This window comes from Williamsia sp. z71, from assembly GCF_059553375.1.
Genome location: NZ_JCANWX010000015.1, coordinates 30307 through 45460, shown reverse-complemented (window position 1 = coordinate 45460; position 15154 = coordinate 30307). Strand labels below are relative to the sequence as shown.

Below are 15154 nucleotides of genomic sequence, written 5' to 3'. Positions count from 1 at the left end.
CCCCGATGATGTGCCCTCAGTGTGACTCTTGTGTTGCCGCCTGAGCGGTGGTTGGGTCCTGGTCACCTGGTGTTTGGCTCTTGATGTGCCTGCCGGCATCGCATTGATGCGCATGTCTGGTCTTGCAAAAGTTATGCCAACACCAGGTGGGAAGGACCGGCCGATGTGGCTTGATAGGAGCGTGGCAACGCCCCCAACTGAGGATTGCCCACCGACCGGCCCAACCGTCCCTGGTCCCTGTTTCTGAAATCAGGAGGCAACCACCATGGTTGTAGTTGGAGTCGATGTACACAAGAGCTCACACACATTTGTTGCCGTCGATCCCGTCGGCAAAAAGCTAGGCCAACTCACCGCCCCGGCCACCACCGCCGGCCATCATGCCGCGATGCGATGGGCCCACACCCAGTTCGGTACCGACCTGCTCTGGGGCATCGAAGACTGCCGACAGATGTCGACCCGCCTCGAACGCGACCTACTCACCGCCGGCCAGACCGCCGTGCGGGTACCCACCAAAATGATGGCCCACACCCGTGCCTCGGCACGTACCCGCGGCAAATCAGATCCCATCGACGCTCTGGCCGTCGCGCGGGCAGTGCTGCGCGAACCGAACCTGCCCGCCGCCGGCGCCGACCCCCGATCCCGCGAGATACGTCTACTAGTCGATCGACGCGAAGTGTTTGTCGCACAACGCACCTCAACAATCAACCGACTGCTGTGGCGAGTCCATGAAATCAACCCCGCCTACGCCCCCAAACCACGCTCGCTGAGCATGCACAAACACCAACAGATCCTCGCCGCACAGCTGGCCACCGAGACCGGACTGCTGGCCGACATCGCCCGCGAAGAACTCGACGAGATCATCTCCCTGACCACCCGGATCAACACCACGGCCACCGAGATCGGCAAACGAGTCCGCGAACTGGTTCCCTCGCTACTACAGCTACCCGGCTGCGGGGAACTCACCGCAGCCAAAATCGTCGGCGAAACCGCCGGCATCGCCCGCTTCCACTCGGCCGACGCCTACGCCAACTACGCCGGCACCGCCCCCATCCCGGTCTGGTCCGGCAACACCGCCGGCCGCGTCCGGCTACCGCGCTGCGGCAACCGACAACTCACCACCGCCCTGCACCGCATCGCCCTGACCCAAACCCGACTCGAAGACAGCGACGGCTACACCTACTACCGCAAACGCCGCGCCGCCGGCGACTCCACCACCGCAGCCCTCCGAGCACTCCGACGCCGCCTGGTCCGCACCGTCTATCAACGCCTGATCACCGACACTGCGCCCCAACCACGAGCCATTCAGACCGCCGCCGCTTGACATAGGAGCAACTTTTGGCGGTGCCCACCTGGGGTTTTGTTCGCCAAAAGGGCACACTTTCGGGGGGGTTGGGGGCGGTCAGTCGGCGACGCGGACCAGGGCTTTGCCGAAGTTGCGGCCTTTGAGGAGGCCACGGAACGCGTCGAGGACATTGTCGAAGCCTTCAGTGATGTCTTCCCGGTACTTCAGGGAACCGTCGGCGACCCATTCGGAGGCCTCGTCGAGGAACTTCGGCATCTGGTCGGCGGCGAACTCGGTTTGGATGAAGCCGCGAATCGTCAGGCTCTGGGCGAGCACGATCCCCATCAACTGCCCGGTCCGGTCCGGTCCCTCGGGAAGCGACGTCAGGTTGTAGTTCGCGACGAGTCCGCAGACCGGGATGCGGCCATAGAGGTTCATCCGGGGCAGGACGGCGTCGAAAACCGCGCCCCCGACATTCTCGAAGTAGACGTCGATGCCGTCGGGTGTGGCGGCCGCCAATTGCTCGGCGAAGTCGTCGGCGCGATGATCGACCGCGGCATCGAAGCCGAGTTCGTCGAGCAGATAGGAGACCTTGTCGGGGCCGCCGGCGATGCCGACGGCGCGTGCCCCCTTGATCTTTGCGATCTGGCCGACGGCCGACCCCACCGGACCCGCTGCGGCAGCAACCACCACCGTTTCGCCGGGCTGGGGTTTGCCGATGGTCAGCAGGCCCGCGTATGCGGTGAACCCGGGCATGCCCAGTACACCCAGAGCGGTCGATGGGGGGTTGGTCTTCGGGTCGAGGAGTCGGAGTTGCTTGGCCGGCTCCACCGAATGTGTCTGCCAGCCGCCGTAACCCAGCACGACATCCCCCGGCGCGAAGCGATCGACGGTGGACTCGATGACGCGGGACACCGTTGCCCCCACCATCGGGTCGCCGATCTCGACCGGCGGCGCGTACGACTTCGCGGCGCTCATCCGGCCGCGCATGTATGGATCGAGCGAGAGGTAGAGCGTCTGCAACGAGACCTCGCCGTCCTGTGGTTCGCGCAGACCGAACTCCTCGAAACGGAAATCGGAGTCCTTGGGCTCACCGTGTGGCCGCGCGGCCAGCACGATCCGGGTGGCGTTCGTCATATGTCTCCTCATCGAGATCGACCGTGTACATCCACCGTGCCCGTGGTGGCGTGTTCCGTCAACCATTGTTCCCGCGACCGTAGTGTCACTACGGTGAAGCGATGAGCAGCGAGGAGTCAGATTCGGTGGGCGGGACGGATTCGGTGGGCCGGGCCCGCCAGAACATCATCTACTCGGACGGTGTATTCGGTCGAAAACCGAAGGTACCGACCAACTTTGAAGCCCTCGAACGCGCGGCCAAGAAGAGGATGTCACCGAAGGCCTGGGCGTATGTGGCCGGTGGGGCCGGTGACGGCGGGACGATGTCGGCAAATCGCCGGGCATTCGACCGGTGGGCGATCGTGCCCCGGATGCTGCGGGATGTCTCGAAGCGGACATTGGCGACCGAACTGTTCGGGCAGCAGCTGCCGGCGCCGATCCTGTTCTCTCCCGTTGGTGCCGGCGCTCTGGCCTACCCTCGGGCCGACATCCACATCGGACGCGCCGCAGCCGAACTCGGCGTGCCCTATATCTTCTCGAGCCAGGGCAGCGCGCCGATGGAACAGACCGCGGCCGCGATGGACGACGTTGCCGCCGGGGCGCCGCGTTGGTACCAGCTGTACTGGTCGACCGACGAAGAACTGGTCGACAGCTTCTTGACTCGTGCCGAAAAATGCGGGGCCGCAGCGATAGTCGTCACCCTGGACACCACGATGCTGGGCTGGCGTCCGCAAGACCTCAATCTGGGGTCGTTGCCCTTCGCCCAGGGGCTCGGGATCGACCAGTACACCTCGGACCCGCGATTCATCGACATCGTCCGAGAGCGGATCGCCGCAGGACTCCCGCGGGAACGGCCGCAGATCACCGCCGGCGCCATCAAGTCGCTGGTGTCGATGGCCCGCAACACCCCGGGTGATGTTGTGCGCAACCTGGTTTCGCCCGTTCCGCGGGAATCGGTGCAGACATTTCTGGAGATCTATTCACGGCCGTCGTTGAGTTGGGCCGACATCGCCGGACTCCGCGAGCGCACGTCGTTACCGATCGTGCTCAAGGGCATCCTGCATCCCGACGACGCCCTGCAGGCGGTCGACCTGGGGGTCGACGGGATTCTCGTGTCCAACCACGGGGGCCGGCAGGTCGATGGGGCGATCGGGTCCCTGGACGCGCTGGTCGATGTTGCCGCGGCGGTGCAGGGCCGCGCAAAAGTGTTGCTCGACTCGGGTGTTCACGGTGGTGCCGATGCGTTCAAGGCGCTGGCACTCGGCGCCGACGCGGTCTGCGTTGGTCGGCCACACATGTACGGGCTGGCCCTGGCGGGCGCCGAGGGTGCCCGCGATGTGGTCGCCAACATCATCGCCGAACTGGATCTGACGCTGGGATTGTCGGGCCACACAAGTGTCGCGGACCTGACTCCCTCGTCGCTGAAGAGGATCGGCTGAACTGAGAACCGCTGTCAATGGACACCGGTGGTCAGCGTGTATGTGCTCAACGGCAGGACGGCCGTGTCGCCGGATCAGGTCAGGGCGCGACCCGTCCGGATCCGGCGCCGGACATCCCAGAGATAGGCGTTGAAAGGGAAGGCGCGCAGCGGCTTCGGTAGCCGGGTCGCCACGGTCTTGGCGACGCGGTTGTGGACGTCGAACACCCGCTGGTTCCGGTCGGGCCAGGCCAGGCCCATCTTGTCCCGGAACTCCGGCGGCAGGAAGCCGGTGGTGACGAACAGGCCATAACCGCCGATCATGAATGAGATCGGCCGCGGCAGGAACTCGAACCTGGAGATGGAGAGCAGCAGCTCGCGGATGGTGTCGTCGATCTCGAGTCCGGCGACGGTGGTGTCCCAATAGACCTGGAAGTCGGCGCGGGTCGCGGGCCACAGATCGCGGGGCATCTGGAGCGTGGTGCCCATGAGCGCACCCTGTTGGTAGGCCTGTTCGGTGACCGCTTCGGGATCGCCGTAGAGGTACTGCATATCTTCCCAGCCCTTGTAGAGGCAGGCGGCAACCCATAGTTGCAGGGTCGGATCGAAGGCGTTGTATTTCACCGGGCTGGACTCGCTCGACCTCACCTGGGCGTGCGCGTGGCCGATCGCCTTGCGGTAGGCCTTGCGGTCTTCAGGCGTGCCGTTGACCGCGACCGCGAGGTACGACAGCGTGGTACGGCCCCGTTTGAGTGGGTGCTTGAACAGGTTGCCGGAGTCGACCTTGCTCTCGGCCACGCCGTAGCCGACCGCGGGCAGCGCGAGTTGCATGATCACGTTCGCGGCGCCGGCGAGAGCCGAGATGCCGGGCATTTCCAGCAGGTCACCGGAAGCGCTGTCGGCCTCGTCCCGGGTCCATACCGGTGCCGACGGCTCCACGGAGCGGGCGGTACTTCCATCGGTGATCCCAGACGTCATTGTCTGCCCTTCCCGCCGTGAACATTGTGACTACGTACGTTGTCTGTTTGATTCAACCGACCTGTCGACCGAAAGTCAATCGCCTCCACCACGGGGTGAGAGGATGGGGGGATGGCTGACCCCTTACGCCCGTACGGAGGCGAAAACGGAGCAGACCGGGTGAAACGGCGCCGGGCGATGCTGGTTGACGCGGCGCTCGACATACTCGGTTCGCCCGACGGCGGGGCGATCAGTGTGCGCGGGGTCTGTCGGCAGGCCGGTCTGACGGCCCGCTATTTCTACGAGAGTTTCGACGATGTCGATGCGCTGGTCGCGGCCACCTATGACGAGGTGGTCCTCGACATCGCGACCGCTGCGCAGGAGGCGGTGCTGGCCGGCGGCAGGTCGCCCCGCGATCAGATCGCGTCGGTCGTGCGGGTCATCGTCGACCGGATCGACGCCGACCGCAGGCGGGGGCGGGTGCTGTTCTCGCAGACACTGCTGAGCGGCAAACTGGCCAGCAAGCGCATGGACACCACCCTGATGTTTGCGGCGTTGACGATGCAGAACTCGGGCGCAGATGATGCCGGACCCCGGGTGCAGGGTGCGGCCCACTTCTACGTCGGTGGGTTCGGGCAGGTCCTGTCCGCTTGGATCGACGGTCGGATCAACTGCAACACAGACGAACTCATAGACCTGTGCGTCACGATGATGTGGGGCGCGGTGTCGGAGCTGTTTCCGCTTCGGGCCGAGCAGCACCAGTGAGCCGGTGGTTGTTCCAGCGGTCGAAGCCGATCCAGAGCAGCAGGCCCAGCACTGAGACGCCGATGCCGATCAGGCACAGGGTGGCCCAGCCGCCGCCGGCGTAAGCAAACCCCGAGCACACCGATCCGGCCACCGCGCCGGTGAAATACGTGACCATGTAGGCGGTGGTCACCCGGCTGCGGGTCTCGGGCGCCAAGGCGTAGATGGCGGTCTGGTTCGACAGCTGCGACGCCTGTGCCCCGAGGTCGAACACCACCAGTCCGATGATGAAGGCGGCCAGTGGGGTACCGGGCCACGCCAGCAGCAACCAGCCCGCGATGGTGACGAGCCACGCCGACGTTGTCGCCAGGCGCAGATGTCCGCGGTCGGCGAGCTTGCCGATCAGCGGTGCGCCCGCCGCGCCTGCGATACCGGCCAGGCCGAACGCGCCGATGGCCGATTCCGAGTAGTCGAAGTGCTCACCACGATTGCCGGACAACAGGAATGCCGTCGACGTCCACATGGCGCTGAAACCGAACATGGTGAGGAACCCGAGTGCCATCCGCTGCCGCAGCATCGTTTCGGTGCGGACCATCCGGGCCACCGACAACAGCAGATGTCCGTACGGTTGATGTGGCCGGGCGGAATCAGACGGCGTCATGAAGTACACGACCACCGCCAGCACCGCCATCAGTCCGGCGCAGACGAACATGACCGATCGCCAGCCGCCGAATTCGGCGATCAGACCGCTGACGAGACGGGCGAGAAGGATGCCCATCAACAGGCCGCTCATCACCACACCCACCACGCGGCCGCGGTCGGAGGGCAGTGCCAGAGATGATGACCAGGGGATGACGATTTGCGCAGTGGCGGCGCTGATCCCGACCAGGACCGATGCCGCGAACAGTGTGACGAATCCGGGGGCCAGCCCGCTGAGCAGCAGGGCGCAGGCGGACGCGGTCATCATGCTGGGCGCCAACAGTTTCCGATTCCACAGGTCACCCAGTGGAACCAGCAGGAGCATGCCGAGGACGTAACCGAACTGCGCGGCGGTCACCACCAGTGCCGCAGTGGCGGTGCTCACGGCGAAGTCCGCGCGGATCTCGTCGAGAACCGGTTGCAGGAGATACAGCGAGGAGACCGACAGGCCGCAGGTGAGCGCAAACAGAAGCGTCAGTGACGAACTGATCCCGACGGGCCCCGTCCGGGGGGAGGTGGGGTCGGCCTGCATTTGGTCAGCTTGCCGGAACATCCGGCCCGATCACCAATCGGGCATGCGGGCGCCGGTGCGGTGTGTATGGGGCCGACGGCGCGACAAGCTAGGTTGAGATCCATGAACTCCGGGGTCGATCCGACGTCGCACATCAGTGATGACGATGCGCGGGACGCCGGTGCGTGGCGACAGTACGGGGACGAGGAAGACCTCCCTGTGCCACTGGCTGCCGCGCTCGCGGCGTTTGCCGAGCACGGATACCACGGCACGTCGGTGCGCGACATCGCTGCCCGCGCCGGGCTCAGTGTGCCGGGCCTCTATCACCACTACCCGTCCAAGCAATCGCTGTTGCAGGGCCTGCTCGAACGGACGATGAGCGACCTCCTGGATCGTTCGGAGGCCGCGCTGGCCGAGGCCGGACCTTCCCCGCTGGAACAGTTCGACGCGGTGGTCGAATCGCTCCTCCGGTTCCACATGTACCGCCGGGCGCGGGCGTTTGTCGGTTCCACCGAGATTCGGAGCCTGGAGCCGGACTTCCGGCTCGAGTACATCGCGCTCCGCGACCGCCAGCAGCGGATGGTGGACAACATCGTCGAGGCCGGAGTGGCCTCGGGGGACTTCGTCGGCCCGTATCCCAAGGATGCCGCGCGGGCCGTCGCCACCATGTGTGTGGGTGTTTCGACGTGGTACCGGCCCCGGGGTCGGCTCGGTCCCGACGAGTTGGTGTCGCGATATCTGCTGATCGCACGGCAGATGGTGGGGGTTTTACCCGACGCCGGATGAGCCGGACGCTTGACCGCCCTGGTCTCGCCGTGGCACGGTGTTGTCCTACCGAACGATCGCTCGGTCGGGCCGGTTCCGGGTCGTCGAGCACCGCGCACAAGGAGGTGCCATGGCGATTCAGCTTTCTTACGATCCCCAGGTCGAGGACATCGTCAAGAAGACGAGTGTGTTCGTCCGCGACTATGTTCTGCCGATCGAGGACGAGTTCGCCGGCGACATCACTGCCGCCGGCGGAGACGAGCGCCGGCTCGAGATGCGTGACCGGGCCCGTGAGGCGGGTGTCTTCGCGCCGCACGCTCCGGTCGAGTACGGCGGTCTCGGCTTCAACATGTCGGACCGAGCCCCGGTCTTCGAGGCGGCCGGTTACTCGGTCTTCGGGCCCATCGCGCTGCACATCGGTGCACCCGATGAGGGCAACGTGCACATGCTCGCCCACATCGCCTCCGGCGCGCAGAAGGAGAAGTACCTCGCGCCGCTGGCCTCCGGAGACCAGCGTTCGGCGTTTGCCATGACCGAGCCCTCACCCGGTGCCGGTGCCGATCCGTCAGCCCTGCGCACCGCCGCCACCAAGGTCGACGGTGGCTGGAAGATCAACGGCGACAAGTGGTTCATCACCGGAGCCGACGGCGCCGGATTCTTCATCATCATGGCCCGCACTGCCGGTGCCCCCGGCGATCGCGGCGGGGCCACGATGTTCCTCGCACCCGCAGGCACCCCGGGCATCACCGTCGGACGTCACATCAACACGATCGACCGGGCGATGATCGGCGGACATTGCGAGGTCGCCTTCCGGGACGTCTTCGTTCCCGACGAGGACGTCCTCGGTGAGGTCGACGAGGGATACCGCTACGCGCAGGTGCGTCTCGGCCCGGCCCGCATGACCCACGTGATGCGCTGGATGGGCAGCGCCAACCGGGCCCATGACGTCGCGCTGAACTACGTCGCGCAGCGTGAGGCCTTCGGTGGCAAGCTCGGTGACCTCGGCATGATCCAGAAGATGGTGGCCGACAACGAGATCGACCTCGCCGCTGCTCGGGCGCTGTTGGTCAAGGCCTGCTGGGCCCTCGATCAGGGTTCCAATGCGGGTGATGAGACGTCGATTGCCAAAACATTTGGCGCCGAGGCATTCTCCCGCGTGGTCGACCGTTCGATCCAGATGTGCGGCGGCATGGGTGTCTCCGATGAACTGCCGCTGGCCCGTCTGCAGCGTGAGCTCCGCCCGTTCCAGATCTACGACGGTCCGTCCGAGGTGCATCGTTGGGCCATCGCCAAGCGCGCCGTGGGCAAGACCAAGAAGGCCATCGCCGCCGGGAAGGTGTCATGACCTCGCTGCCCGGGATGGATGTTGCCAGGCTTCGCGCATACCTGATCGAGAGCGGTGTTCCGGTCACCGGCGACCTGGTTGTCGAACTGATCAGCGGAGGACGGTCGAATCTGACCTTCACTGCTCGTGATGACAACTCGCACTGGGTGGTTCGGCGACCGCCGACCGGTGGCCTGACCCCGTCGGCGCATGACATGAATCGAGAATGGACGGTCACCAACGGATTGCAGGGTACTGCGGTTCCGGTGGCCGGCACCGTCGCCTTCGATCAGGAAGGTGAGGTCCTCGGCGCGCCGTTCACCGTCGTCGAATTCGTGGACGGGTTGGTGGTGCGCAGCGCCGATGACCTCGAGGCGCTCAGCGGCGACGACATCGAGCGCAACGTCGACGGCCTGATCCGGGCGCTCGCCGACCTGCACGCGGTCGACTACCAGGCGGTGGGCCTGGGTGAGTTCGGTCGCCCGGACGGGTTCGTGGCCAGGCAGGTCAAGACGTGGGCGCGGCAGTGGGAACACGTGAAGACCCGTGAACTCGACGATGTCGCCACACTGTATGCGGCACTGAGTGAAGCGATTCCGGCACAGACCACGAATTCGATCGTGCACGGTGATTTCCGGGTCGACAACACGATTCTCGACACGAGTGATCCGGGCAAGATCAAGGCAGTGGTCGACTGGGAGATGTCGACGCTGGGGGACCCGCTGACCGACGTGGCCCTGATGTGCGTCTACCGCGCGCCGGTCTTCGACGCCGTGCTCGGGATGGAAGCCGCCTGGACGAGCGACCGCTATCCGTCGCCGGACGATCTCGCCGAGCGCTACGCCAGGGTCTCCGGTCGCGAGTTGTCGGACTGGAACTTCTATCTGGCGCTGGCGAACTTCAAGCTCGGCGTGATCGGTGAGGGCATCACCCACCGCGCGCGCAGCGGTTCGTCGTCGGGTGAAGGTGCCGAAAGTGCCGCCAACGCAACGGGTGAGTTCATGGCGGCCGGCCTGCGGGCGATCAACAACAAGTACTGAGGGGTGTTCCGGTGGTCAAGCAGGACAAGGGTCGCAAAGTCGCGTTGGTGACGGGAGCCTCACGGGGTATCGGTGCCGAGATCGCGTCGAGGTTCGCGGCCGACGGCTGGGACCTGACGATCAGTGCGCGCAGTCCGGAGCCGTTGCAGGAGCTGGCAACCCGGTTGGTGAACACACACGGGGGGCGGGTGGAGGTGGTCACCGCCGACGCGGCCGTCGAAGAGGAATTGATGCATCTGGCGGCGGTGCACGCCACCGAGTACGGCCGGCTCGACGCGCTGATACTCAATGCCGGGATGGGCCAGAAGGGTCCGATCAGCGACCTGCCCGCCCGCCGCTTCGACAAGCTCTATCAGGTGAACGTCAGGTCGGCATATGTGCTGTTGCAGTCTCTGCTTCCGACGCTGCGCAGCACGGCCGAATTGGCCGGTGCCGCAAAGGTCATCGCCATCGCGTCGATCACCGGAGTTCATCCCGAACCCGACCTCGCCGCGTACGGCGCGACCAAGGCCGCGCTGATCTCGTTGTGCGAGACCTTCAATCTGGAGGAGTCGGTCCGCGGCGTGTCCGCGTCGACGATCTCGCCTGGATATGTGAACACCGACATGTCGTCCTGGACCGCGATCCCGCCGGAAGAGATGATCACCGCGGCCGATGTTGCGACGATCGCGATGGCAGTGACCCAATTGTCCCGGTATGCGGTACTTCCCGGTGTGGTCCTGAGCCGGCCGGGGACCAACCTCGGCCGGGCCTGAGTAGTTCGAGATCGTCGTCGCTGTGACTCAAGGGGCGCCGCGCAGGGGCCGGTAGTTGGCCTGCAGGATGCGCTTCCCGAATCCGCGGAGCACGACGTTGCGGATCAGCGGTGGCAGATTGCGTGCGTGGTCGCGGCGGTGGGTCTGGGCGAGAACCCAATCCGTCCGCGGTCGGCGGCGCTGTTCGAATGCCGCCAATGCCTCGGTGGTATTCGTGGCTGCCGTGAGGGATTCGGTCAGCACGATGGCGTCTTCGAGGGCCATTGCGACGCCCTGGGCCATATTGGGTGAGGTGGCGTGGGCGGCGTCACCGATGAGTAGGACGTTGCCGCGCGACCACCGGTCGAGCACGACTTCTTCGACCGGGCCGGCATGCACTGCTTCCGGGCCCCTTTTGTCCAGCGCATCGAGCACGGTCGGGACCGGTTCGGCATAGTCCGACAACACATTTCGCAGCGGGATCGCCGGGTCGCTGATCGGCCCGTCGCAGTAGCAGTACACCTGACCCTGCCCGATCGGGATCATCAGGAATGCCGAACCCGGCCCGAGCCGGACCGACCACAGTCCCGGCGGACCGTCCCACGGGGCGAGGAAGCGGTACGCGTACTGGCCGACCGGCGTGGTCGCGTCGACATCGAAAACTTGCCTGCGAACCGTGGAGTGCACACCGTCGGCGCCCACGACGAGGTCGTAGTGGCCGACATGGCCCGCGGTCGTTCGCACCGTGATGTCCGGTCCGTCCGAGTTGATCACCGCGGGTGAATCACCCCACCGGATCGGCACATCGGCGACCCCGTCGATCAACACTCGGTGGAGGTCGGCACGGGGCATGGCCAGGCACGACCCGATCCCGTCCCAGAGTTCGTCGACGTCGACGTCGAACAGCAGACGACCACGGTGGTCGGCGGTGCGCTGGCGATAAATGTGAGCGGCCAGACCGGCCACCGGACGCGCGAGTCCGATCGCCTCGAGTGCTCGAACACTGTTGCCCAGCAGGTAGATTCCGGTGCCTTCGGGAACAGGGATCGGGGCTCGCTCGATGATCTCGACGGACGCGCCCCAGTCATGCAACAAGCGTGCGGTGGCAGGACCGGCGATACCGGCGCCCACTATCAGGACACGTACTCCGTCACCGTGCATGGTGACCACCTCCGTCACCCACAACGACGCCCGTGGACCGGATTTGTCAGAAAACGGTGAGGTCGACGTCTTGTCCGGCAAGTATCGCACCCGCCGTTGTGAGGCTGTCGAGCTTTACGAGGAAATGCTGGGTGATCGCATGAACGTCGCGCAGCCTGCGCTGGAGTGGATGATCGGAGTACAGCGCGGTGCCACCCCCGGCGGTGTAGGCGGTGTCGACCACCTCGACCGCAGTGGCCACCGCCCACGTGCACGCGGCGCGCAGATGAGCCCGAAACTCGGGTGTGAACTCGTCGTCGGCCAAAGCTGTTACCCAGGCGGAGTCGGCGTCGGCGTACAACAGGCTGCGCGCGGCGCGCAGCTTCGCATCGGTGACGCCCAGCTGGTGCTGGAACAGCGGGTTGGACGCCAGCGTTGCCGGGCCGAGAAGCGGTACCTTCCGCGTCGCCAGGGTGATGATGTCAGTGAGTGCTGCGGTGGCGATTCCGATTGCTACACTGGCGATTTCCAGTGCGAACACCGCTGGTGCGGGGATGCGTAACAGCGGTTCGTCGAGACACGGTTCGTCGACCATGATGAGGCCGGTACGCTCGGCAGGGACGAGCACGTCTCGTGCCGAGAAATGGTGGCTGCCCGTGCCGCAGAGCCCGGACGCGGTCCAGGTGTCCTCGATCTCGACCTGTTCGGGCGAGAGCACCACCAGCCGCATCTGCGGATCTGAGCCGTCAGAGCCGTCGCCCTCCAGGCAGTTGGCGAACAGCCAGCGGGCGTCCTGGCAACCACTGGCGAAGGCCCAACGACCGTTCACGCGATAGGCATCACCCTCGCGCATCGCCACCCCGCTCGGGTTGAAGACGCCGACGATGACCTGCGGTCCGTCGGTGTACAGGGTGTCGAAGGCGGCCCGCGAGAGGTGGCTCACGTCGAGCCAGCCGCTTGCGGCGATCCCCACCGTCCAGCTCACCGACCCGTCGGCCTGCGCCAGGGAATCGAGGACCTGCATCGCCGAAGGCAACTCGATACCGAGCCCACCGTGGCTCCGGGGTAACAGCATCCGGAAACAACCGGTCTGTTCGAGTTCCGCGCGCAGGTCTGGGGGCAATCGTCGTGCCGACTCGATCTCGCGGGCCCGATCGGAGATCGTCGGGGCCAGCGTTGCTACGCCGTCGAGGATTGCGGCCGCCTCGAGCGACGGCGGCCGGGCGGCGGCAATGGCGGACATCACGACACCGCACCGGCCGAGGCGGTGGTGGCACTCAGTTGCGCCAGCAACCCGGCGACGTCGACCACACCCCATCGTTCGGCAATCTTGCCGTCGGCCACGCGCCAGATCTCGATACTGCGCACCGTCACCTCGGTACCGGACGCGGGAATCCCGAGCATCTCGCCAGTATGGATCGCGCCGACCGCAGCATTCTCGACGACCGTGTCGCCGGCCGACCGGTACTCGTCGAGCAGCATCCGCCGGTCGGACAGCCCGTCATTCAGCAAGGCGATCGTCTGCCGCATGCCTTCCCGGCCGGTGTCATGTCCCGGCATCGGGTCGTGGTTGACGAAGTCCTCGGCAAACACTTCGTCGATCACACCGAGCAGGCCGCCGACGCATCCCTGTGTGGTGAAACGCCGCACGACGGCGATGTCCTCGTCACTCATGATGGCTCCCTTGGTTGCGGGTTTGAAACAACCGTACGAAAGCTCGCGGCTCGTCCACATCGGGCAAATCACCGATTCTGGCCCGGCGGCGTGTCTGGGTGATTCTGCGGAGTGTGCGGCGGCCGGTCAGATGAGATCGTGCTGATACGCGTAGGCCGTTGCCGCCGCCCGCGACGACAGACCCAGTTTGGTGAAGATGTTGCTCAGATGGGAGGCCACGGTCTTCTCGCTGATCACGAGGTCGGCGGCGATCGCTCGGTTGGTCGCGCCGGTGGCCACGAGGGCGAGCACCTCCAGTTCGCGGGGGCTCAGCCCGAGCGCCGAGCCCTGCCGGGCAGACGTCGCGGTGGCCTTGAGTCGGACGAGGTCGGTGGCCGCACGAAGCTCGGCGAAGAGGGCGTGGGCGGTGGCGAACTCCATCTCGGCGCCCTCGGAGTCGCCGAGCCGATGGCAGGCGCGGCCGATCAGCACGATGGCCCGGGCCCGTTCGTACGGGACACCCAAGTCGCGCCATCCCGCGACGGCCCGCCGCAGGGCGATCAGGGCCTGCTCGGGTGATCCGTCGGCAAGGAGTACGGCGCCGGTGGCGTGGTCGGCCGCGGCGCGCAGGAAGGCGCTGTTCCACCGGGTGGCGAGCGCCGCGAGTTCGTCGGCCCCGGCTCGGGCGGCGAGCGCATCACCGCCGGCGAGCACGATCTCGACGTAGCCGGCGAGCAGTGCCGCCCGGGCCGGCGGTGCTGTGGCCTCGGCAAGTGCGCGCCGGATCGCGGCGCCGGCCACCTCCACATCACCCTGGGCCAGGCGCAGCAGCGCCAGCCCGGGTTGCGGCTGCCGTCCCTGACGGTTCGCCTGCCGATAGGCTGCCTCGGCGGCGGCCGGCTCTCCGCGCAGCCGGTGCAACTCGGCCCTCAGGTACAGCGATTCGCCGACAGCCGGGTGACTGAACAACCGGTCGAATGCCCGTTCGGCCTCGTCGTCGGCCTCGGCCCAGCGGCCGTGCAGCAGCAGCATCTCGGCGCGGTGGATGAGGCACTGCCCGTGGTAGAGCACCAGCTCGGGTTGGTTCTCACACCAGCGACCGAAGGCCGCTGTCCACTCCTGTACCCGCCGGAGGTCGAAGAGTTCGTGGCAGCCGTCGATGGCCGTGCAATAGATGTCGCCGACGGCGATCGGTGAAACGTGCTGTGCGGCAATCGCAACGATCACCTCATCGAGCAGGGCGACGCCTTCGGTGACCTGACCTCGGTTGATCTGGCAACGCGCCACACAGACCCTCGCGAGCGCGACCAACTCGGCATCGTCGAATTGCTCGCCCGTGGCGCAGGCCTGCACGAAACCGCGATGAGCGCCGTCGGCGTCTCCTTCGAAATAGAGCCTCACCGCGGTGAGGTACCGCAGGAATCCCCGCTCCACACAGTCGGCACCGGCATCGTCGAGCAGTCGCTGCGCGTGCGAAACCCAGCCGCCGCCGCGTGCCAACTCGCCGCGATTCATCAAGCCGAACGCCAACCACGCCGCACAGCGGACCGCCCGGACCACATCACCCGATGCGAGCGCCACCTGATGTGCCCGCTCCCACATGCCCGTGCTCTCTGCGTAACGCCCCGTGAGACACGAGGTCACAGCGAGGCGTTCGAGATCATCGACACCCAGCGGTGCATAGTTGGCCGCCGCCGACAGCTGCTGGTACGCCGTCTCCCAGGCGAGCCGGCCGAACGCCTCACCGCCAGGATCCGGAGCGTTCTCCATCG

General features: G+C 66.3%; 14 protein-coding genes. 7 read left to right on the top strand and 7 right to left on the bottom strand.

Going from position 1 to position 15154, the window contains the following annotated elements:
* The first annotated feature begins 265 nt into the window (after window positions 1-265).
* Window positions 266-1321 (top strand): IS110 family RNA-guided transposase, encoded by a 1056-nt coding sequence (locus AC51GR_RS25275; protein ID WP_496323328.1) that lies wholly within the window; start codon window positions 266-268, stop codon window positions 1319-1321.
* A gap of 78 nt (window positions 1322-1399) precedes the next feature.
* Here AC51GR_RS25275 and curA read toward each other — a convergent pair whose 3' ends face one another.
* Window positions 1400-2419, bottom strand: a complete 1020-nt coding sequence (gene curA / locus AC51GR_RS25270) for an NADPH-dependent curcumin/dihydrocurcumin reductase (RefSeq protein ID WP_496327409.1) — start codon at window positions 2417-2419, stop codon at window positions 1400-1402.
* A gap of 101 nt (window positions 2420-2520) precedes the next feature.
* On the opposite strand from curA, the gene AC51GR_RS25265 reads away from it, so the two are divergent.
* Window positions 2521-3837 carry an alpha-hydroxy-acid oxidizing protein gene (locus AC51GR_RS25265; protein ID WP_496327408.1) on the top strand — a complete coding sequence of 439 codons (1317 nt, stop codon included), beginning with the start codon at window positions 2521-2523 and terminating at the stop codon, window positions 3835-3837.
* Window positions 3838-3911: 74 nt separating this feature from the next.
* Here AC51GR_RS25265 and AC51GR_RS25260 read toward each other — a convergent pair whose 3' ends face one another.
* Window positions 3912-4793, bottom strand: coding sequence for an oxygenase MpaB family protein (locus AC51GR_RS25260; protein WP_496327407.1), 882 nt, complete (start codon window positions 4791-4793; stop codon window positions 3912-3914).
* A 111-nt stretch (window positions 4794-4904) separates the two neighbouring features.
* Here AC51GR_RS25260 and AC51GR_RS25255 point away from each other — a divergent pair, with 111 nt between their 5' ends.
* Complete coding sequence (locus AC51GR_RS25255) at window positions 4905-5537, top strand: TetR/AcrR family transcriptional regulator (protein ID WP_496327406.1); 633 nt, start codon at window positions 4905-4907, stop codon at window positions 5535-5537.
* On the opposite strand, the gene AC51GR_RS25250 is transcribed toward AC51GR_RS25255, so the two are convergent.
* The gene (locus tag AC51GR_RS25250) at window positions 5476-6747 is read right to left on the bottom strand and encodes an MFS transporter (RefSeq protein ID WP_496327405.1); all 1272 of its coding nucleotides are present in this window, start codon (window positions 6745-6747) and stop codon (window positions 5476-5478) included. The two genes, AC51GR_RS25255 and AC51GR_RS25250, sit on opposite strands and share 62 nt — an antisense overlap.
* Before the next feature lie 102 nt (window positions 6748-6849).
* Between AC51GR_RS25250 and AC51GR_RS25245 the strand changes: the two genes are divergently transcribed.
* The 4 genes from AC51GR_RS25245 (at window position 6850) to AC51GR_RS25230 (ending at window position 10610) form a co-directional block, all read left to right on the top strand.
* Window positions 6850-7512: a TetR/AcrR family transcriptional regulator gene (locus AC51GR_RS25245; RefSeq protein ID WP_496327404.1), complete on the top strand. Its 663-nt coding sequence runs from the start codon at window positions 6850-6852 to the stop codon at window positions 7510-7512.
* Window positions 7513-7621: 109 nt separating this feature from the next.
* On the top strand, window positions 7622-8836 hold the full coding sequence (locus tag AC51GR_RS25240) for an acyl-CoA dehydrogenase family protein (RefSeq protein ID WP_496327403.1): 1215 nt from the start codon (window positions 7622-7624) through the stop codon (window positions 8834-8836).
* Window positions 8833-9855, top strand: coding sequence for a phosphotransferase family protein (locus AC51GR_RS25235; protein WP_496327402.1), 1023 nt, complete (start codon window positions 8833-8835; stop codon window positions 9853-9855). Before AC51GR_RS25240 ends, AC51GR_RS25235 begins: the two co-directional genes overlap by 4 nt.
* Window positions 9856-9866: 11 nt before the next feature.
* Window positions 9867-10610, top strand: a complete 744-nt coding sequence (locus AC51GR_RS25230; protein WP_496327401.1) for an SDR family NAD(P)-dependent oxidoreductase — start codon at window positions 9867-9869, stop codon at window positions 10608-10610.
* 27 nt (window positions 10611-10637) lie between these two features.
* On the opposite strand, the gene AC51GR_RS25225 is transcribed toward AC51GR_RS25230, so the two are convergent.
* The 4 genes from AC51GR_RS25225 to AC51GR_RS25210 form a co-directional block, all read right to left on the bottom strand.
* Window positions 10638-11750 carry an FAD-dependent monooxygenase gene (locus AC51GR_RS25225; RefSeq protein ID WP_496327400.1) on the bottom strand — a complete coding sequence of 371 codons (1113 nt, stop codon included), beginning with the start codon at window positions 11748-11750 and terminating at the stop codon, window positions 10638-10640.
* Window positions 11751-11796: 46 nt separating this feature from the next.
* Window positions 11797-12972: an acyl-CoA dehydrogenase family protein gene (locus AC51GR_RS25220; protein ID WP_496327399.1), complete on the bottom strand. Its 1176-nt coding sequence runs from the start codon at window positions 12970-12972 to the stop codon at window positions 11797-11799.
* Entirely contained in the window at window positions 12972-13403 is a 432-nt protein-coding gene (locus tag AC51GR_RS25215) for an ester cyclase (RefSeq protein WP_496327398.1), read from the bottom strand. Before AC51GR_RS25215 ends, AC51GR_RS25220 begins: the two co-directional genes overlap by 1 nt.
* Before the next feature lie 126 nt (window positions 13404-13529).
* On the bottom strand, window positions 13530-15152 hold the full coding sequence (locus AC51GR_RS25210; protein ID WP_496327397.1) for a LuxR C-terminal-related transcriptional regulator: 1623 nt from the start codon (window positions 15150-15152) through the stop codon (window positions 13530-13532).
* Window positions 15153-15154: the final 2 nt, after the last annotated feature.